Source organism: Staphylococcus sp. HMSC068C09, assembly GCF_001813735.1.
Classification (GTDB): domain Bacteria; phylum Bacillota; class Bacilli; order Staphylococcales; family Staphylococcaceae; genus Staphylococcus; species Staphylococcus hominis.
This window is the reverse complement of the sequence record NZ_KV813756.1, coordinates 480,130-499,550: the sequence shown is the minus strand read 5'-3', so window position 1 is coordinate 499,550 and position 19,421 is coordinate 480,130. Positions and strand designations below refer to the sequence as shown.

At 31.9% G+C, this 19,421-nt stretch carries 17 protein-coding genes; 1 reads left to right on the top strand and 16 read right to left on the bottom strand.

What is annotated here, in order from left to right:
* The 14 genes from HMPREF2930_RS07140 to HMPREF2930_RS07075 all read right to left on the bottom strand — a co-directional run.
* Positions 1-551, bottom strand: a 551-nt coding sequence (locus tag HMPREF2930_RS07140; RefSeq protein WP_141751513.1) for an FAD-dependent oxidoreductase, incomplete at its 3' end; no start/stop codon positions are given.
* A 147-nt stretch (positions 552-698) separates the two neighbouring features.
* The gene (gene glpK, locus HMPREF2930_RS07135; RefSeq protein ID WP_017174636.1) at positions 699-2,198 is read right to left on the bottom strand and encodes a glycerol kinase GlpK; all 1,500 of its coding nucleotides are present in this window, start codon (positions 2,196-2,198) and stop codon (positions 699-701) included.
* Between the two features lie 95 nt (positions 2,199-2,293).
* The gene (locus tag HMPREF2930_RS07130; RefSeq protein WP_017174635.1) at positions 2,294-3,112 is read right to left on the bottom strand and encodes an MIP/aquaporin family protein; all 819 of its coding nucleotides are present in this window, start codon (positions 3,110-3,112) and stop codon (positions 2,294-2,296) included.
* A gap of 250 nt (positions 3,113-3,362) precedes the next feature.
* Positions 3,363-3,896 (bottom strand): glycerol-3-phosphate responsive antiterminator, encoded by a 534-nt coding sequence (locus HMPREF2930_RS07125; RefSeq protein ID WP_017174634.1) that lies wholly within the window; start codon positions 3,894-3,896, stop codon positions 3,363-3,365.
* A gap of 15 nt (positions 3,897-3,911) precedes the next feature.
* The gene (mutL, locus tag HMPREF2930_RS07120) at positions 3,912-5,936 is read right to left on the bottom strand and encodes a DNA mismatch repair endonuclease MutL (protein WP_037540998.1); all 2,025 of its coding nucleotides are present in this window, start codon (positions 5,934-5,936) and stop codon (positions 3,912-3,914) included.
* 12 nt (positions 5,937-5,948) lie between these two features.
* Positions 5,949-8,570, bottom strand: coding sequence for a DNA mismatch repair protein MutS (mutS, locus tag HMPREF2930_RS07115; protein ID WP_017174632.1), 2,622 nt, complete (start codon positions 8,568-8,570; stop codon positions 5,949-5,951).
* A 201-nt stretch (positions 8,571-8,771) separates the two neighbouring features.
* Positions 8,772-9,260 (bottom strand): energy coupling factor transporter S component ThiW, encoded by a 489-nt coding sequence (thiW, locus tag HMPREF2930_RS07110; protein WP_017174631.1) that lies wholly within the window; start codon positions 9,258-9,260, stop codon positions 8,772-8,774.
* Positions 9,261-9,280: 20 nt separating this feature from the next.
* A complete protein-coding gene (locus HMPREF2930_RS07105; RefSeq protein WP_017174630.1) occupies positions 9,281-9,649 on the bottom strand; it encodes a YlbF/YmcA family competence regulator in 369 nt (122 codons plus the stop codon).
* Between the two features lies 1 nt (position 9,650).
* Positions 9,651-11,195, bottom strand: a complete 1,545-nt coding sequence (gene miaB / locus HMPREF2930_RS07100; protein WP_017174629.1) for a tRNA (N6-isopentenyl adenosine(37)-C2)-methylthiotransferase MiaB — start codon at positions 11,193-11,195, stop codon at positions 9,651-9,653.
* 184 nt (positions 11,196-11,379) lie between these two features.
* Positions 11,380-11,676: a thiamine-binding protein gene (locus tag HMPREF2930_RS07095; RefSeq protein ID WP_002448768.1), complete on the bottom strand. Its 297-nt coding sequence runs from the start codon at positions 11,674-11,676 to the stop codon at positions 11,380-11,382.
* A gap of 63 nt (positions 11,677-11,739) precedes the next feature.
* Positions 11,740-12,360, bottom strand: coding sequence for a poly-gamma-glutamate hydrolase family protein (locus HMPREF2930_RS07090; RefSeq protein WP_017174628.1), 621 nt, complete (start codon positions 12,358-12,360; stop codon positions 11,740-11,742).
* Between the two features lie 146 nt (positions 12,361-12,506).
* Entirely contained in the window at positions 12,507-13,373 is an 867-nt protein-coding gene (locus HMPREF2930_RS07085) for a 2-oxoacid:ferredoxin oxidoreductase subunit beta (protein WP_017174627.1), read from the bottom strand.
* The gene (locus tag HMPREF2930_RS07080; protein ID WP_017174626.1) at positions 13,374-15,134 is read right to left on the bottom strand and encodes a 2-oxoacid:acceptor oxidoreductase subunit alpha; all 1,761 of its coding nucleotides are present in this window, start codon (positions 15,132-15,134) and stop codon (positions 13,374-13,376) included.
* Between the two features lie 109 nt (positions 15,135-15,243).
* On the bottom strand, positions 15,244-16,038 hold the full coding sequence (locus HMPREF2930_RS07075; protein ID WP_017174625.1) for a TIGR00282 family metallophosphoesterase: 795 nt from the start codon (positions 16,036-16,038) through the stop codon (positions 15,244-15,246).
* 153 nt (positions 16,039-16,191) lie between these two features.
* Between HMPREF2930_RS07075 and HMPREF2930_RS07070 the strand changes: the two genes are divergently transcribed.
* Entirely contained in the window at positions 16,192-16,407 is a 216-nt protein-coding gene (locus tag HMPREF2930_RS07070; RefSeq protein ID WP_002448781.1) for a hypothetical protein, read from the top strand.
* Positions 16,408-16,480: 73 nt separating this feature from the next.
* Here the strand turns inward: HMPREF2930_RS07070 and rny are convergent, their stop codons facing one another.
* Entirely contained in the window at positions 16,481-18,040 is a 1,560-nt protein-coding gene (gene rny, locus HMPREF2930_RS07065) for a ribonuclease Y (RefSeq protein WP_002448856.1), read from the bottom strand.
* 263 nt (positions 18,041-18,303) lie between these two features.
* The gene (recA, locus tag HMPREF2930_RS07060) at positions 18,304-19,350 is read right to left on the bottom strand and encodes a recombinase RecA (RefSeq protein WP_002448773.1); all 1,047 of its coding nucleotides are present in this window, start codon (positions 19,348-19,350) and stop codon (positions 18,304-18,306) included.
* Between the last annotated feature and the right edge of the window lie 71 nt (positions 19,351-19,421).

Genomic DNA, 19,421 nt, shown 5'->3' with positions numbered 1-19,421 from the left:
TTTTCAGCAGCACGTTTCATCACTTCAATTGTTAAGCGAGCATCATCAGTACGATATTCTACGTAGTATCCGCCACCTTTTAAACCATCTTTTTTCACAAGAGGTTCTTTATTTAAAGTAGCTTGTTTTGATAACATTTTTTTACGTTCATGACGTTTAACGCCTGCTAAACGATCATACATTGTTAACCCGATGTTAGTTGTGAATTTACCAAATGTCCCCCCTTTATGCATCGGTAATAACATCCATTCAGGAGTTGTTACGTGGGGACCATTTTCATAAACTATTGCACGTTCTTTACCTGTTTCAGCAACAACTTTGATTTGTGCTTGTTTCAAGTAACGTAAACCACCATGTACTAATTTAGTTGAGCGAGAACTTGTACCTTGCGCAAAGTCTTGCATTTCTACTAAAGCTACTTTCATACCACGTTGTGTAGCATCTAATGCAATACCTGCACCAGTAATTCCTCCACCAATAACTACAACGTCAAATTCTTTATTTCTTAAATTCTTTTTAATTAAGTTCCTGTTAAAAGTAGATAATGCCATAATATACCCTCCAAAATTTATATTAAAAAAAGAGAGACCTATACACACAGAAGCATACTGCATGATAACAGGTCTCTCAAATCTCGACTAATGTATTAACTTAATTACATCATAACATATTCTTTGTAACTAAGCCATAATTAAAAATTAATCTTCTAATTTAAAGACTTGAGTAGCTTCTACTGCTTTCTTCCAACCTTTATATAACTTAGTTCTTGTTTCTTCAGACATTTCTGGATTAAATTCTGTTTCTAATTTCCATCTATCAGCAATGTCTTTTTTATCTTCCCAAAAGTCTACAGCCAAACCTGCTAGATAAGCAGCTCCAAGTGCTGTTGTTTCTTGAACTTCCGGACGTTCAACTGATGTATCAACAATATCTGCTTGGAATTGCATTATAAAGTTATTTTTTACTGCGCCACCATCAACACGTAAATTATTTACTTCAATTCCTGAATCTTTAGACATTGCTTCCATAACATCGCGTGTTTGATAACATAAAGATTCTAATGTTGCACGAATGAAATGTTCTTTTTCAGTACCACGAGTTAATCCGAAAATCGCACCACGTGCTTCAGAATCCCAATATGGTGTACCAAGTCCTACGAATGCAGGAACAAAGTAGACATTATCAGTAGAATTAACACGTGTTGCATAGTTTTCAGTTTGCGGTGCAGAATTAATAATTCTTAAACCGTCACGTAACCATTGAATTGCTGATCCAGATACGAAAATTGATCCTTCAAGTGCATAGTTTACTTTACCGTCAAGACCATAAGCAATTGTAGTTAACAATCCACTTTCAGACGTTACAGGTTCTTCACCAGTGTTCATTAACATGAATCCGCCAGTACCATACGTATTTTTCACATCACCACGTTCGAAACAAGCTTGACCAAACAATGCTGCTTGTTGGTCACCAGCAATACCAGCAATTGGTACTTCTTGACCAAAGAAATGATAATCTTTAGTATGTGCATAGATTTCACTAGATTCTTTAACTTCTGGAAGTATTGCTTTAGGAATATCTAGTAATTCTAATAATTCATCATCCCATTTAAGTTCATGAATGTTATACATTAATGTACGGCTAGCATTTGAATAGTCTGTAATATGTGCTTCTCCACCAGAAAGTTTCCACACTAACCAAGTATCGATAGTTCCGAATAATAAATCCCCATTTTCTGCTTTTTCTCTTGCACCTTTAACATTATCTAATATCCATCTTACTTTTGTTCCAGAGAAGTAAGGGTCTAATAATAAACCTGTTTTATTACGAAATGTTTTTTCGTGACCTTGTTCTTTTAATTCATTACAAATATGTTGTGTTTGACGAGATTGCCAAACAATTGCATGATAAATTGGACGGCCTGTTTTCTTATCCCAAATGACCGTAGTTTCACGTTGGTTAGTAATACCAATACCTTTAATTTGTTCAGGGTCAATTTCATTTTCATTTATCACTTCAGCCATTACTGCTAATACTGATGTCCATATTTCATTGGCGTCATGCTCTACCCAACCAGATTTAGGAAAGTATTGTTTAAATTCTCTTTGCGCAACGCCTTGAATTTCTCCTTCTTTATCAAATAAAATTGCTCTAGAGCTAGTTGTGCCCTGGTCTATTGACATGATGTATTGTTCCATAATTTTTCTCCTTCTTTCATTCTGACTGTATGTGTTAAGTATCCTTTGAATCACATAGTCAATATATTATATGATTTAAAACTAAATTTTTACTTTTAATAAATTGATTCAATATCTTTATTGTTATTTGATTTATTAAGAGATAAACCAATAAGTAATGTAACAATTACAACTACAATGCTAACACCACTCATAAAAGTAAATTCATTTTTATAAAAAACTTGATAAATTACAGCACCTAGCATACCGCCAGCAATTGGTCCTAGTACTGGTACAATAGCATACCACCAATTAGATCCTCCTTTACCAGCAATTGGTAAAATCGCATGTGCAATTCTTGGTCCTAAGTCACGAGCTGGATTAATGGCATAACCTGTAGGCCCACCTAAACTTAAACCTATTGCAATAATTAAACTACCCACAATTAATGGGTTTAATCCATCTGCAATTTTATTTACCCCAATAAATAAAATCCCTAAACTTAAAATAGCAGTTCCAATAATTTCACTTAAAAAGTTAGCAAAATAATTTTTAATAGCAGGTGCAGTAGAGAATACGCCTAATTTTGCACCTTGATCTTTAGTTGCTTTCCAATGTGGTAAATACATTAACCAAACAAGTGTAGCTCCTACAATTCCTCCTAACATTTGACAAACAATATATCCTGGTACTTTTATCCAACTAAAACTTCCCTCAACTGCTAAAGCAATTGACACAGCTGGATTTAAATGGGCTCCAGAAAATTGTCCTACTGCATAAACTCCCATAGTTACAGCTAAGCCCCATCCAGCGGCAATAACGATCCAATCAGATTCTTGTCCAGCGCTACGTTTTAAATTTACATTTGCACATACGCCTCCACCGAACAAAATAAGAATGGCCGTGCCTAAAAACTCTGCTAAATAAGCATTCATGTTTTAACCTCCTACAAGGCAAAGAGACTTCTACAAACTATATAATTAGGGTTGCAGAAATCTCTTCATCTCTCATTCAAATATTAACTTGTATAAATCATACAAAATAATTGTAAGCGTTGTCAATGATTTTTGTAAAAAAATTGTCACAATTTATTTTATAGATTAAAAGAGCGTATTATAATTATTTTTTATCAATACATAAAAAAACCTGAGACATCAATTTTGTCTCAGGTTAAAAATATAATTTCTACCATAATTTTCTGTTACTTGTGGTTACATAACTTGCACCACTATTAATTGCATCATTCACTTCTTTTTCTTCTTCGATTAGCCCACCTGCTATAATTTTAGCAGTCGTTGCTTCTCTTACATTTTCAACAATTTTATGAGCAATACCTGGTAGTACTTCAACATAATCTGGGTCCACTTTCTTTATGAGTTGTATACTACGATTGAGTGCTTGACTATCAATAATAAAAACTCTAAAAATAGTAAGTACATTTAATGATTTTGCTTTTTGAATAACTTTTGTTTTTGTTGAAACAATCCCTTTTGGTTTATAAGTTTGAATGATATATTCACATGCATATTCATCATGTGCCATTCCTTTAATTAAATCAATATGAATATATGCTTCAATGTCATGTTTTTTAAGTAACTCTATAATGCTTCTTAAATGACCTACATGCATATCTAAAAGGACACACACTTTATAATCCGTTTGAATTAATTTCTCTAAATCTTTCATATTTCGAATTGCTGGTAGTACGTGTTCTTTCATTTCTATGCATCCCTTCTACATTACTCGTTTAAATAATTTCTCTAATTCATAATTTGAAAAGTTAATAATAATTGGTCTACCATGAGGACAAGTAAATGGATCTTCCGCTTCTCTTAATTGATCAATTAAATCTGCCATTTCATTCTTTTTTAAATAATGATTTGCTTTAATTGACTTCTTACAACTCATCATAATAGCTGCGTCTTCACGCATTTTTTTAACGTCAATTTTTTTATGATTTAATACGAGTTCAATCATATCTTTAATAATTTCCTCTGCTTCCACTTTAGGAAACCATACTGGATAACTATTTACAATATAGTCATATCCACCAAAATGTTCTAAATGGACCCCTACTTTATCAAGTTCTTCTCGATATTGATCAATAATTAATTGCTCGTCTTTTGAGAAGTGAAATGTTAAAGGAATTAACAAATCTTGTACTTCATTTGATACTTCGCCTATCTTTTCTCTGAAATATTCGTATTTAATACGTTCTTGTGCAGCATGTTGATCTATCATAAACATTCCATTTTCATTTTGAGCAATAATATAGGTACCGTGTACTTGGCCAACTACTTCCATATATGGCACACGTCGAGACGGTGTTGAACTTACTTTACCTTTAATATCTTGTTCTTCTTGATTTGTAACATTCTCTTGAAAGTCATCATTTTCATCATAATTATAAATATTGGTTTCATCATGTCGAGTGTTATCGATTGAAGATTCGGCACGATCTAAACTATTTAAAATATCTTTTTGAATGTCGAAGTAATCTTTATCCATACTACGTTTATTATTATAGACACTAGAATTTTCGTTATCTTCTCTAGTGTAAGAATCATCAGAGGTATGTGCTTCATCATATTGATGACTTATTGTTGAAAAGGTATTGTTAGTCGAAATGTTGGGGTCATTTTTATTTTCTAATTGTTTTGTCTCATTTGAAATATTTTGTTGTTTTTGTTCAAAATCGATTTTTTGTTGTTCAAATGTATGCAATACTTTATTTTTTTTAGGTGTTCGATCTAAATCGTTTTTAGGAATTAATATTCTATCTTTAAATGCATGTCTAATTTTTTCAATAATTAAATTATAAAGTTGTTCTTCTTTTGAAAGTCTAACTTCAAGTTTCGTTGGATGCACATTGACATCTACTAAAATTGGATCCATTTCTATATTGATATAGCAAATAGGGTAACGACCTATGGTTAGAAGTGTATGATATCCTTCAGTAATAGCTTTATTTAAAGCGAAATTTTTGATATATCGACCATTAATAAAAATTGAAATATAATGTTTATTACTACGAGAATGTTCCGGTTTAGCAACAAATCCTTCTAAATGATAGTCACTAGTATCGCCAGAAATGTGAACTAAATCTTTTGCAACTTTAATACCATATATTTCAGCCATCACTTCATTTGTTCTTCCAGAACCATTCGTTTTTAACATCGTTTTTCCATCAGATATAAGTGAAAAGCGAATGTTTGGATGACTCATTGCCATTCGATTAACAATATCTGTAATTTTTCCTAATTCTGTATATAAACTTTTAATATATTTTAACCGAGCTGGCGTATTATAAAATAATGATTCTACTTTAATATCTGTTCCTTTTTTGGCTTTTGCTGGTTTTTGAGATAATATTTCACCATTTTCAGCATAAATTTCGTGACCATTTTCATTATCTGTACACGTTTTAAGTGTCACTTTAGCTACAGATGAAATACTGGCCAGTGCTTCACCTCGAAACCCTAATGTTCTGATATGAAACAAATCGTCATCATCATTTATTTTACTGGTAGCATGGCGATGAAAAACAAGTTGCAAATCATCTTGCTCAATTCCAGTTCCATTGTCGACTACACGAATTGAGGAAATACCTGATTGTTCTACTTCTATATTAATTTCAGTCGCCTTAGCATCAATTGCATTTTCAAGTAATTCTTTTACTACTGAACTAGGACGTTCAACCACTTCTCCTGCAGCAATTTTATTTGCTAAAGATGTTTGTAATTCTTTAATTTTACCCATGTATTAACACCTCTATCTTAACTGATTTTGTAATTCGCTTAACTTAAGTAATGCTTCAATAGGTGTCATATTTGAAATATTTAAATTTTTAATTTGTGCTTCTATTTCACTTTGTGTTTCATTCGAATTAAATAAGTCAAAACTTGTTTGTTCAAACACATCTGTTTGTTTAATAGTTGAGTGTTCTTCCTTATTATTTAAATGATTCTTATTTTCAATATCTTTAGAGTTGTCATTATAATGTTGACGATGGACATTCTCATCTAATACTCCATTTTGTTCAAACGCATTTAAAATAACTTGAGCTCTTTCAATTACTTTCTCAGGAAGATTTGCTAATTTAGCAACTTGAATACCATAACTATCATCAACAGCACCCTCTTTAACTTTATGAAGGAAAATAAGTTCACCTTGATACTCATCTGCTGCTACATGTACATTTTTTAAACTAGATAGCTGTTGATCTAATGTTGTTAATTCATGATAATGGGTTGAAAAAAGCGTCTTAGCATGTGATGTTTCAGATACATATTCAATCATAGCTTGCGCTAGAGATAAGCCATCATATGTTGACGTTCCTCGTCCGATTTCATCAAAGATGATTAAACTATCTGCTGTTGCGTATGTTAATGCTTTTTGTGCTTCTAGCATTTCAACCATAAAGGTACTTTTACCGGATACTAAATCATCTGCTGCACCAATTCTTGTGAAAATTTGATCAAAAATCGGTAATATTGCATTATCACATGGTACATAAGCTCCCATTTGTGCCATGATACTAATGATTGCCACTTGTCGCATATAAGTTGATTTACCGGACATATTTGGGCCAGTAATCAAATAAATAAAGTTATTTTGATCAAGATAACAATCATTTGGTACATAATCATTATAATCCATCACACGTTCTACAACAGGATGTCTAGAATTTTCTAAGTTCAATGTTTTATCATCACTAAATTTTGGTCTAACATAGTTATATTTTTGTGCAATTTCTGCAAAACTTTGTAAACAATCAAGCTCTGATATCACTTTTGCTTGTCTTTGTAATCTTTCAGTATATGATTTAACATGCTCTCTCAATCGAATAAACAGTTGATATTCTAATTCAATTGCTTTATCTTCTGCACCTAAAATAATATCTTCTTTTTCTTTTAATTCGTCTGTAATAAATCTTTCTGCATTAGATAAAGTTTGTTTACGATGATAGCCATGCTCGCTTGGTTCGAATCCTTGAAGATTAGCACGTGTGATTTCAATAAAGTAACCAAAAACTTTATTGTAGCTAATTTTTAAAGATTTGATACCTGTTCTTTCACGTTCTTTCGCTTGAAGTTGTGCGAGCCAATCTTTTCCATTTTTAGATGCTTCTAAATACTCATCTAGTTGTTTACTGAATCCTTGTTTGAACAGCCCCCCATCTTTAACTGAAATAGGTGGTTCTTCTACTAAACTATCTTCCAAGACTGTCAGTAAATCTTCTAATGGTTCTAATGTGCTAAACTGCGTTGTTGTCACACTATTCATTTGTTCAAGAAGTGATTTAATATTTGGAATTTCAGAAATAGAATGTTTGAGTTGAATCAAATCACGAGCATTTACATTTCCATAACTTACTCGTCCTACTAATCTTTCAATATCATATACTTGATTAAGGTAACCTCTTAGAGTATCTCTTTCTATAAAATGATCAATAAATGATTCTACGATATCTAATCGTTGTTCAATATTGTCTTTATGAATAAGTGGGCGATCAATCCACTGTTTCAAGCGTCTTGCACCCATAGGTGTTTTTGTTTCATCCATTAACCATAACAATGTTCCTTTTTTACTTTTTAAACGTATGCTTTCAGTAAGCTCTAAATTGCGTTTTGCATAATAATCCATTTTCATAAAGTCAATCGCCGCATAGGTTATCACGTCTTCAATATGAGACAAATCTCTTTTTTGAGTATGATGAATATAATCTAACAATAATTGTGTTGTCAAAAACATTAAATTATTTTCTAATGTATTGACACTATATTCCATATCAGAAATTTCTTCTCTAACTGTAATCGTTTCTGTAGTAAGTGAAATTTGTTTTTTTAAATCTTCATTTATGTCTTCTCGTACTACAATTTCATTTGGGTTAATCGTAATGATTTCATTAATTAACGTGCTTTCATCTTCAAAATTGGTAGCTTTTAATTCACCAGTAGAAACATCACAATAACTTAATGCGTATCCATTTTCATTCTGAATGAAGCTAAGAATATAATTATTTTGATTTTCATCCATTCCGCCTTGTTCCATCATTGTTCCAGGTGTGACTACTTTAACTACTTCTCTTTTAACCATGCCTTTAGTTTGTTTTGGATCTTCCATCTGTTCACAAATAGCAACTTTATATCCATTGTTAATAAGTGTTTCAATATAGCTATTTGCTGAGTGATACGGAACACCACACATTGGAATTGGATTTTCTTTTTTAGCATCTCTTTTAGTTAAAGTAATTTCTAATACTCTAGATGCTTCTTTAGCATCTTCAAAGAACATTTCATAAAAATCACCTAATCTAAAAAACAATAAGCAATCTTGATATTGAGATTTTATTTTTAAATATTGTTGCATCATAGGTGTCACATTAGCCATATTTTTTTCACAACCTTACTGATATATACTTGTTTCTCACATTTTAACTTGTATATTTTAACATATGTCATACTGAAGCGCTCGTTATCTAAATTAGAATATTATTCTACAACTTAAAAATAAAAGATTATCATCTCTTTATTCCGCTTAATAAACACTAAACTTATTAAGCGTATGAAATGATAATCTTAAATAAAATATTTATTTGAATTTATCTAATAATCCACGTTTTTTTAACACTATAAGTAAGATATAACTAATCGCCGCACCAAGGAAACTTGAAACTAAAAATACAAGCATTAATGGTTTGATAAAGAAATGTTGCAAACCTAATATCCAAGATAGTGGAATGCACATTAAACTACCAATGATTCCAGTTCCAATCACTTCTCCAACTGCAGCCATAAATATGTGCTTTCTATACATATAGAAGATGCTAGCTAGAAACACACCAATCATACTACCAGGAAAGGCAAATGCACTGCCAGTTCCAAATATTATTCTTATTAAAGAAGAAATCAAAGCCTGTGCTAAACCATACCATGGTCCTACAAAAACAGCACATAGTACATTTACAAAATGTTGTACTGGGGCTGCTTTTACTGGACCTAAAGGTATAATAATAAAACTACTAAATACGACATTAAAAGCAATGAGTAAAGCTGTAATGGTAAGTTTTTTAGTTTTCATCTTTGAATATTCCCTTCTGTTTATGAGTCATGATGTGCTTTTTCATTATGCTTATTTAAACTTTGTTCCATAGTAGAAACCATCAATTGCAACAACTCATTTGCTTCAAATTGCGCTGACCGAAACTCTTCAACAATAGGTAATGCATTGATTTCTTTTTCAAGTTGAGAAATTTCTTTTTCAGATTTTTGATAAGCCTGATGCTTGCCATAATTTTGAAAATTTACTGACTGTTTTTGTTGCAATTTTAATTGTTTCATTTTTTGGTCAATTGATGAATTCTCATGAATTTGTTGCTCTACATTTTGATATTGTTTAATCAATTCTAGTCCCTTTATTTTGTTCGATACACTATCTGCTTGTTTTAGAATATCTTCTTTCTCATACATATTAATTAGTCACCATAACTTGATTATGAAAATGTAAAAATTCACCATTTAATGAGTATTGTTTTGCTTCTTTAACTTTAACATCAACAAGCTGACCAATGGCTTCACGTGGTCCTTTAAAGTTAACTAATTTATTTTTTTCAGTATAACCTGCTAGAACTGTTTCATCTTTTTTACTTGTTCCTTCACATAAAACAGTAACAACTTGTCCTTCATAATGTTGCATTGCTTTTTCTGAATATTGACCAACTTTTTTATTTAAACGTTGCAAGCGATCTTTTTTCACTTCAGTTGGAACATTATCTTTCATTTTAGCAGCAGGCGTACCATCTCTTTGTGAATACAAATACGTATAAGCATGTTCAAATTGAACTTCATCGTATAATGAAAGTGTTTCTTCAAATTGTTCTTCTGTTTCGTTAGGATATCCTACTATTATGTCAGTAGTAAGGGCGACATTAGGAATAGCTTCTTTAATTCTATCAACTAAATCCAAGTAACTTTCACGTGAATATTTACGTCCCATTATTTTTAATACAGCATTATTTCCAGATTGCACAGGTAAATGAATGTGAGGAACGATATTTCCACCTTTTGCAATCACTTCAATCATTCTATCTGTAAAATCCCAAGGATGACTCGTTGTAAAACGTACACGTGGAATGTCAATTTTAGAAATATCCTCTAATAAATCACCTAGACCATAATCTAAATCTTTAATATCTTTTCCATATGAATTAACGTTTTGTCCTAGAAGCGTAATTTCCTTATAACCTTCACGAGCGAGACCTCGAACTTCTTCAATGATATCTTGTGGTCTACGACTGCGTTCTTTTCCTCGTGTAAAAGGTACAATACAATATGTACAGAATTTATCACATCCATACATAATATTAACCCATGCTTTTGTACTTCCTTCACGCACTTTAGGTAGGTTTTCAATAACGTCGCCTTCTTTAGACCAAACCTCAACGACCATGGCTTTTGATAAATATGCTTCTTCTAAAATTTCAGGTAATTTATGGATATTATGCGTTCCAAAAATCATATCCACATTTTGATATGATTTTAAGATTTTATTTACAACAGATTCTTCTTGTGACATACAACCGCATACACCAATTAATGTTTCAGGTCTATTTTTCTTTAAATGTTTTAAATTACCTATTTCACTAAATACTTTATTTTCAGCATTTTCACGAATAGCACATGTATTAATTAATATAACATCCGCTTCATTAATATCATCAGTTGCTTGATAGTCTAAAGCTTGCAAAATTCCTGCCATTACTTCAGTATCATGTGCATTCATTTGACAACCATATGTTTTAATTAAAAATGTTCGTCCTTTCCCCATACCTTTATATTTATCTTCAATATGAAAATCTCGGTTATATTGAACATCTTGTTTACCACGCTTTTTTGCTTCTTTAAGATTAGGTGGTTGATAAACATGTTCGAAATATTTACTATAGTCTTTTTCTGCTTTTTTATTACGTTCGTTTAAAATATCTATCGTACCAGCTTTTCTTTGCTCTTCATTCACTTTACAAAAATCCTTTCTATATGCCCTAATATCATTAGTACATTATATTAAAATTAGCATTAAAGTGCAAAAAGAGTTTACAAATTAATATATTCTATTATTAAATATTGAATAAAAAAGTGGAATAGATGTCATCTTGAATCTTACTCCACTTTAACTAAACTTCATTTAACTTTAACATATGTTATGCTTCATCATATTTACCAGTTAGAGTTTCAATAGATATCCCTTCTGGCACATGATAAAACTTCACTTGGCTAATAATACTAGGACATTCTAATTCAACCATTCTTTCATTCAATTTTTGAATTAAAATTAAGCATTCACTCATATCACCTTGGACAGTCGTTTCAAGAGGACCTACTCTGTAATGTAGCCCCGACTGATCGATAATTTTAATAGCTTCATCTACATAAGGAATAACATCATCATTATTAGGTGTTTTAGGAACTATTTGTACACTCATTAACGTATCTTGCATAAATTTCACCTCTATGATTTATTTATAATTTTATTTTATCATGATTATCTTTATAAATCTGAGTTATTCTATATTTTCTATTGCAGATTTTATGGCTTTTGCAAAGTCGTACATTAATTTATCCCAATTTGACTGATTTTCTCTACTTTTTCGATTTATTTTATTATTTTTGAAAAAAGCCTTACGTAATGAGGTAGTTAACTCAATTTGTACACCTCTACCTCTAGTTGTACAATTAACAATATTATTATCCTGTTGACCTGAAATATGGCTTGGTGCTTCTTTTGCTTTTATACCAATATGATTTAATTGTTCTTTGATGAGTGATTTTAGACGTTCATCTTTTCCACCAACATAAGCAATGCTCTCGTTCCCTTCACAACCATGAATAGCAATAGCTTGGTTACTTTCAGTTACCAGATTCATTGCATCTTTATTATCATAACGTGTAGAAGTTACGTGCAATTCTTTATTTCCTTTACTACGTAAACCTTCGAAAATAAAGTAATTATATCCTCCTTCATCAGCAATTATACTTGCTAATTCAGTTGTAGCAGGTTCAATGCCTCCACCATGAATTGCTAATATTGAAACACTACTATTTCGATTTCTAGTTATTATTTTCCAGTCTTCATTTTCTATCGTTTCTTTTTCCAATTCTTGCATTGATTTAAATTTGTCCAACATCCCCACTCCTTTTATTTACTATATTATTTTCTTCCCTAATAAAAATAAATAAATGAAGTTTAACAAGATTTTTATAAATTTAAACTTAAATTAAAAGACATTCTTGAAGTCATATGATACTTTCAAGAATGCCTTTAAAAAAATTATACAAATTGAGCAGTTAAGTCATTAAACTCTTGTTCAGAAAGACGGATATCTCTTTTAGTTAATGCACTTTCATCTAATTCTTCAATTTGTGATTCATATGAAGGTGTTGTTGTGTCTTGATATACAATACCTTTAACTAGTGATTCATGTTCTAATACAGTTTTCATCGCTAATTGTTTATCTGTTGGATCATAATTTTCAATATCTTCTATACTAGTTAAGTGTTCTTTAAACCAATCATACGTATTCACTTTATTATATGTTACACATGGAGAAAACACATTTACAAATGAAAAACCATCATGATTAATTGCATCTTCAATTAATTTCGTCAATGCTTTAATATCACTTGAAAAACCTTGTGCTACAAATGTAGCACCTGATGATAGTGCTAATTCTAATGGCGCAACATTTTTTTCTATATTTCCTTTAGGTGTTGATTTAGTTACAAATCCAACAGCAGAAGATGGGGACGTTTGACCTTTAGTTAGGCCATAAATTTGGTTATCCATAACAATATAAGTAATATTCATATTGCGACGTAATGCATGAATTGTATGACCCATGCCAATCGCATAACCATCTCCGTCGCCACCTGAAGCAATGACTGTTAAGTCTTTATTAGCCATTTTCACTCCCTGTGCAAGAGGTAATGCACGACCATGAATACCATGTACCCCATAAGAGTTAATATAACCTGATAAACGACCTGAACAACCTATTCCAGTAATTAATGCCACTTCTTCAGGTTCTAAACCTAAATTTGCTGCCGCTTTTTGGATTGCAGCTTGTACTGAAAAGTCTCCACACCCTGGGCACCAGTTTGGCTTCACACTGTTTCTAAAATCTTTAAATGTAGCCAATTACATCATCTCCTTCATATCTTTAGCTACTGAAAGTCCTTTTTCTTCTATTTCATGTGGTAAAAAAGGTGTACCATCATATTTAGTTTGATTAACTAATTTGTCTTGAATGGCAGTATTCATTTTTAAGATATTTGATAATTGGCCTTGATAGTTATGCTCAGCTACTATGACGCTTGAAGCTTTATCAATAGCTTGTTGAATAATATCTTTTGGTAATGGGTGAAGTTGGCGAATTTGCATCGTATTAACTTTAATACCATTATTATTTAATCGTTTACTTCCTTCTTCAATTGCACCTTTACTTGAAATAAATCCGATATATAAAATATCTGCTTTCTCATGTTTCTCATCATAATCAACAGGTGTTTCAATAAGTAAGTTCGCAGTTTTACTCATACGTTTTTCCATTTGTTCACGTCTGTTGTCAGCAGCTTCACTTGGCTTACCTTCTTGATTATGTTCAACACCAGTAACATGGTGAATACCACCTTTAACACCAGGGATTGGACGTTGTGAAATTCCAGATGTTGTAAGTGCATAACGTTTAAAGTATGATCTATCATCTTCATCACGTTCAATATCTGATTGAATAAGCTCTCCACGTTTAATTTGAATTCTATTGTAATCGAGTTGTTTTACTGTTTGTTTACCTAATGACAATTGCAAATCGCTTAATACGATAACCGGACATTGATATTCTTCAGCTAAATTAAAAGCTTCCATAGTTAAATAAAAAGCATCTTCAGCATCAGTTGGTGCTACTACTATCTTAGGAATATCTCCATGTGTTCCATATATCATTTGCATTAAATCTGACTGTTCTTGTTTTGTAGGTAATCCAGTTGAAGGGCCTCCACGTTGCGTATTAACAATAACTAGTGGTGTTTCAGTCATACCTGATAAACCAATGGCTTCCATCATTAAAGATAAACCTGGTCCCGCACTCGCAGTAAATGCTCTAACTCCTGCATAGTTCGCACCAATTGCCATATTCGCTGCAGCAATTTCATCTTCAGTTTGTACTACAGTTCCTCCTACTTTTGGAACATTTGCAATCATATACTCCATAATTTCTGAAGCGGGCGTAATTGGATAAGCTGCCATAAATCTTGAACCAGCCGAAATCGCGCCTAATCCAATTGCATCGTTACCAATCATGTATAAATGTGGTGTACCCTCACTATCTTCTAGTAAATAATCACCATTTACTGTATCTAATTTATCCTTCATCAACTCATAACCCTGATGAAGCGCTTCTATATTCATTTCAACAACTTTTTGACCTTTTTTAGTAAACATATTTGTAATTAACGTTTCGAAAGTTGTTGTATCTAATTTCATTACTGCGCAAGTTGCACCAATCGCTACCATATTTTTCATCAGTGCAGTACCTAATTCTTTAGCTGTTAATGTTAACGGTAATTCAATAAGTTGAGCGCGACAATGTTCTGGTTTAGAAGGTTTAGCTTTAGCATCTGCAATAATAATACTATCTTCTCTCATTTCATGATGATTTAATTCAATTGTCTCTTGATCAAATGCAACTAAAATATCTAAATCATCACTAATTGCATGAACTGGAGAAGTTGAGACTCTTATTTTATTATTTGTATGACCGCCTTTAATTCGGCTTGAGAAATGTCGATATCCATATAAATAATAACCTTTTCGATTCATTGCAGTAGCAAATATTTCTCCAGTTGACTCAATACCTTCACCTTGTTGTCCGCCCACTTTCCATGATATTTGTGGTTTCATATCATTAGCCTCCTGTGGAATTAATTCATACTAAATCATAACAAAAATAACCACCGTCTTACTATGTCAACAGTGGCTTTTATTTAAATTCATACTAATGGACTATACACTATTTATCAAAAGGATGATCCTCATTGATTAAAATGCGTTCTATGAGTTTGGTTCTTCCATTTTTATCTAAATCTATAATAACACCTGAAAGTACACTTCTACCATTATCAGGCACTACATGTCGTTGTGGTAAACTTGTAATAAAACGCTTAATAACTTCCTCGCGATTAATCCCTAGTATTCCATCATAATAACCAGTCATACCTACATCTGTAATATAGCCTGTACCATTGGGCAAAATACGCTCATCAGATGTTTGAATATGAGTATGTGTGCCTACAACAGCGCTGACTCTTCCATCTAAATACCAACCCATTGCATTTTTCTCTGAAGTAGTTTCTGCATGAAAATCTACAAAAATATAATTAGTTTCTTTTTTAGCTTCTTCAATCAATTGATCTGCTTTTTTAAATGGATCATCAATATCTTGCATAAATGAACGTCCTTGCAAGTTAATGATGGCAACTTTAATATCATTAACCTGAATAAAACGCATGCCAACACCTGGCGCTTCACTCGGAAAATTAGCAGGTCTTATCATTCTTTTAGCATCATCAATAAAGTCATAAATTTCTCTTTGACCATAAGTATGATTACCCATTGTCATAAAATCCACGCCATCTCTAAGCAATTGTTTATATAATTTTTCAGTTAAACCTTTTCCATGAGCAGCATTTTCTGCATTAACAATGCTCAACGTAGGCTTATAAGCTTGCTTTAATTTAGGCAAATATTCAGCAATGGTATTTCTCCCTACTTTTCCTACGATATCTCCAATAAATAAAATTCGCATTAATGTTCATCCTCTCACAATATAGTGTAATTGAAATAACTATATAATTAAAGGTAGAGTTTCATATTTTTTAAAATTACACAGTCTTAACTTTAGCATGCATACAGCATATGTTATTATAATATTATAAAAATTTAGGAGTTGTATAATTAAATGTCTATTAATATCGATCCAGAAAAATTTGCAGAACTAGTTGTAAAAGCAAACCCATCAAAATCAGAAGATGCAGAAGATATGGCCAAAGAAAGCTTAGAATTATATATTAACGCATACCGTTTAGCAGAAAGATATTCTAATATTGCTACAAATTGTTATGATACAGCTGAAATTCTTTCTGAAATCAAAAAAACTGATTTACAACTTAAATAATGAAAAACCTGAGACATTTTAAACATGTCTCAGGTTTTTTAGTACTCAGTGAGTCCCTATTTAATTTTAAAAATTACTTCGCATACTCTACTGCTCTAGTCTCTCTAACAACTGTCACTTTAATATGTCCTGGATATTGTAATTCTTCTTCAATTTGATTTTTTATATCTCTAGCTAATCGGTAAGATTTTAAATCATCTATTTCTTCAGGAGAAACAATAACTCTAATCTCTCTACCAGCTTGAATTGCGAACGCTTTTTCAACACCTTCATAACTTTCTGAAAGAGTTTCTAAGCGTTCTAATCTACGAATATAATTTTCAAGTGTTTCTTTACGTGCTCCTGGACGCGCGGCCGATAATGCATCTGCAGCAGCTACTAGAATTGAAATTATAGATGTTGGTTCAACATCTCCATGATGTGAATGAATCGCATTAATAACAGTTTCAACTTCACCGTATTTTTTAGCTAATTCAACACCAATTTCAACATGGCTACCTTCAACTTCATGATCAATTGCTTTACCTACATCATGTAGTAATCCAGCTCTTTTTGCTAAACTAACATCCTCGCCTAATTCAGCAGCTAACATTCCAGAAAGATGTGCGACTTCCATAGAATGTTTTAAGACATTTTGGCCGTAACTTGTTCTATAGTTTAAGCGGCCTAAAATTTTCACTAAATCTGGATGCATATTGTGAACATTGATTTCAAATGTTGCTTGTTCACCTGCATCTCTAATGATGTCATCTACTTCTTTTCTAGCTTTATCTACCATTTCTTCGATACGACCTGGATGAATTCTTCCATCAGAGACTAAATTCACTAATGCAGTCCTAGCGATTTCACGTCTAATTGGATCAAATCCAGATAAAATCACTGCTTCAGGAGTATCATCAATAATCAAGTCGATACCTGTTAACGTTTCTAAAGTACGAATATTTCTACCTTCTCTACCAATAATTCGACCTTTCATCTCATCATTTGGTAAATTAACTACTGAAACAGTAGATTCCGTTGTATGATCAGCAGCTAATCTTTGTACAGTAGTAGCTAACAATTCTTTTGCTGTTTTGTTAACTTTTTCTTTAGCTTCTCTTTCTTTTTCCTTAACAAGCACTGCAATATCTTGTGACAGTTCTTCTTCCACTCTATGAAGTTGTTCATTAACTGCTTCCTCTTGAGTGAGACCGGAGATGCGTTCTAATTCTTGTTCATGCTTCATTATTAACGTCTGAACACTACTCTCTTTTGCATCTACTTGTTGTTGTCTTTCTTCAATTTTGGATTCTTTTTGATCTAAAATCTCATCTTTTTTATCCAATAATTCTGATTTACGATCTAAATTTTCCTCTTTTTGAAGATTTCGGGCTTCTTGTCTTTGAAGCTCACTACGTCTTTCACGTAGCTCTGTTTCAACTTGTTCTCTAATGATTTGATTTTCTTCTTTTGCCTCTAATAATTTCTCTTTTTTGATATTATCTGCTTCTTTTTGTCCTTGTTTGATAATATCATTAGCAGTTTGTCTAGCTTGAATTTGCTTTTGATGTAATATATTTCGGGCTAAAAAATACCCTACAACAACCCCTAGAATAATCCCCAGCAAAATGAGTAGGAGGTCTAATAAATTCACATAAACACCTCCTTTTTCTAGGTATTTGCTTGTATATTAAAATCTCTATGATTTTTTATAAATTGTATAAATAATATACATATTAATTGTACGTTTATGTACTCAGTAGTGTCAAGATATGAAATTTCACTTCAATTTCACTACACATACTTATAAAAGAAAGAGAGTGACATTGAATTCATTTCGAACTCATCATTCACTCTCACACAAAATAATTTTAATATTTTTAAGTATATTCTAGTTAAAGCATTAAAAATTTAACATTATTCTTCATCGAATAATGTTTGTGATGATTTATCTTCATTTTCTTCAACATCACCATCGAAAATGCCTAATTTTTCACGTAATTTGCGATCGATTTCATCTTTAATTTGAGGGTTTTCTTTAAGATATGTTTTAACATTTTCCTTACCTTGACCCATTCTCTCACCATTATATGAGTACCAAGCACCAGATTTATCGACAATATCATTTTCTACACCTAAGTCAATTAATTCGCCCTCTTTTGAAATACCTTGACCATACATGATATCTACTTCAGCAATTCTAAATGGTGGTGCTACTTTATTTTTAACAACTTTAATTTTAGTTCTGTTACCTACAATATCTTGACCTTGTTTTAATTGTTCTGCACGACGCACTTCTAAACGTACTGAGCTATAGAATTTTAATGCTCTACCACCTGGTGTAGTTTCTGGATTACCAAACATTACTCCAACTTTTTCACGAATTTGGTTAATAAATATAGCTGTAGTATTTGATTTTGAAATTGCACCTGAAAGTTTACGCAAAGCCTGAGACATTAAACGTGCTTGAAGACCAACATGTGTATCTCCCATTTCACCTTCAATTTCAGCTTTAGGAGTCAAAGCAGCAACTGAGTCTACAACAACAATGTCAACTGCTCCACTTCTTACGAAAGCTTCTGCTATTTCTAAACCTTGTTCACCATGGTCGGGTTGAGAAAGATATAAATTATCTATATCAACACCTAATGCTTCAGCATATACTGGATCAAGTGCATGTTCAGCATCGATAAACGCAGCAACGCCTCCATTTTTTTGTACTTCAGCAATGGCATGAAGTGCTACTGTTGTTTTACCGGAACTTTCAGGACCATATATTTCAATAATTCTTCCTTTAGGATAACCACCTACACCTAGTGCATTATCTAAAGTAACTGAACCACTTGATACACTAGATACACGACGACCTTTATTATCGCCTAATTTCATTACTGCACCCTTACCAAAGGATTTTTCCATATTTTTTATAACTGTATCTAAAGCTTTTTGACGATCATTATCCAAAACGAAACCTCCTATATGAGATAGTTATCTATTTAATATTATATATATATTATACTCTTAACCATATTCAA

Coding starts and splice junctions, on each gene's coding strand:
- glpK (WP_017174636.1), bottom strand. CDS start 2,198: ATGGAACAATACATCATGTCAATAGACCAGGGCACAACTAGCTCTAGA.
- HMPREF2930_RS07130 (WP_017174635.1), bottom strand. CDS start 3,112: ATGAATGCTTATTTAGCAGAGTTTTTAGGCACGGCCATTCTTATTTTG.
- HMPREF2930_RS07125 (WP_017174634.1), bottom strand. CDS start 3,896: ATGAAAGAACACGTACTACCAGCAATTCGAAATATGAAAGATTTAGAG.
- mutL (WP_037540998.1), bottom strand. CDS start 5,936: ATGGGTAAAATTAAAGAATTACAAACATCTTTAGCAAATAAAATTGCT.
- mutS (WP_017174632.1), bottom strand. CDS start 8,570: ATGGCTAATGTGACACCTATGATGCAACAATATTTAAAAATAAAATCT.
- thiW (WP_017174631.1), bottom strand. CDS start 9,260: ATGAAAACTAAAAAACTTACCATTACAGCTTTACTCATTGCTTTTAAT.
- HMPREF2930_RS07105 (WP_017174630.1), bottom strand. CDS start 9,649: ATGTATGAGAAAGAAGATATTCTAAAACAAGCAGATAGTGTATCGAAC.
- HMPREF2930_RS07095 (WP_002448768.1), bottom strand. CDS start 11,676: ATGCAAGATACGTTAATGAGTGTACAAATAGTTCCTAAAACACCTAAT.
- HMPREF2930_RS07080 (WP_017174626.1), bottom strand. CDS start 15,134: ATGAAACCACAAATATCATGGAAAGTGGGCGGACAACAAGGTGAAGGT.
- HMPREF2930_RS07075 (WP_017174625.1), bottom strand. CDS start 16,038: ATGCGAATTTTATTTATTGGAGATATCGTAGGAAAAGTAGGGAGAAAT.
- HMPREF2930_RS07070 (WP_002448781.1), top strand. CDS start 16,192: ATGTCTATTAATATCGATCCAGAAAAATTTGCAGAACTAGTTGTAAAA.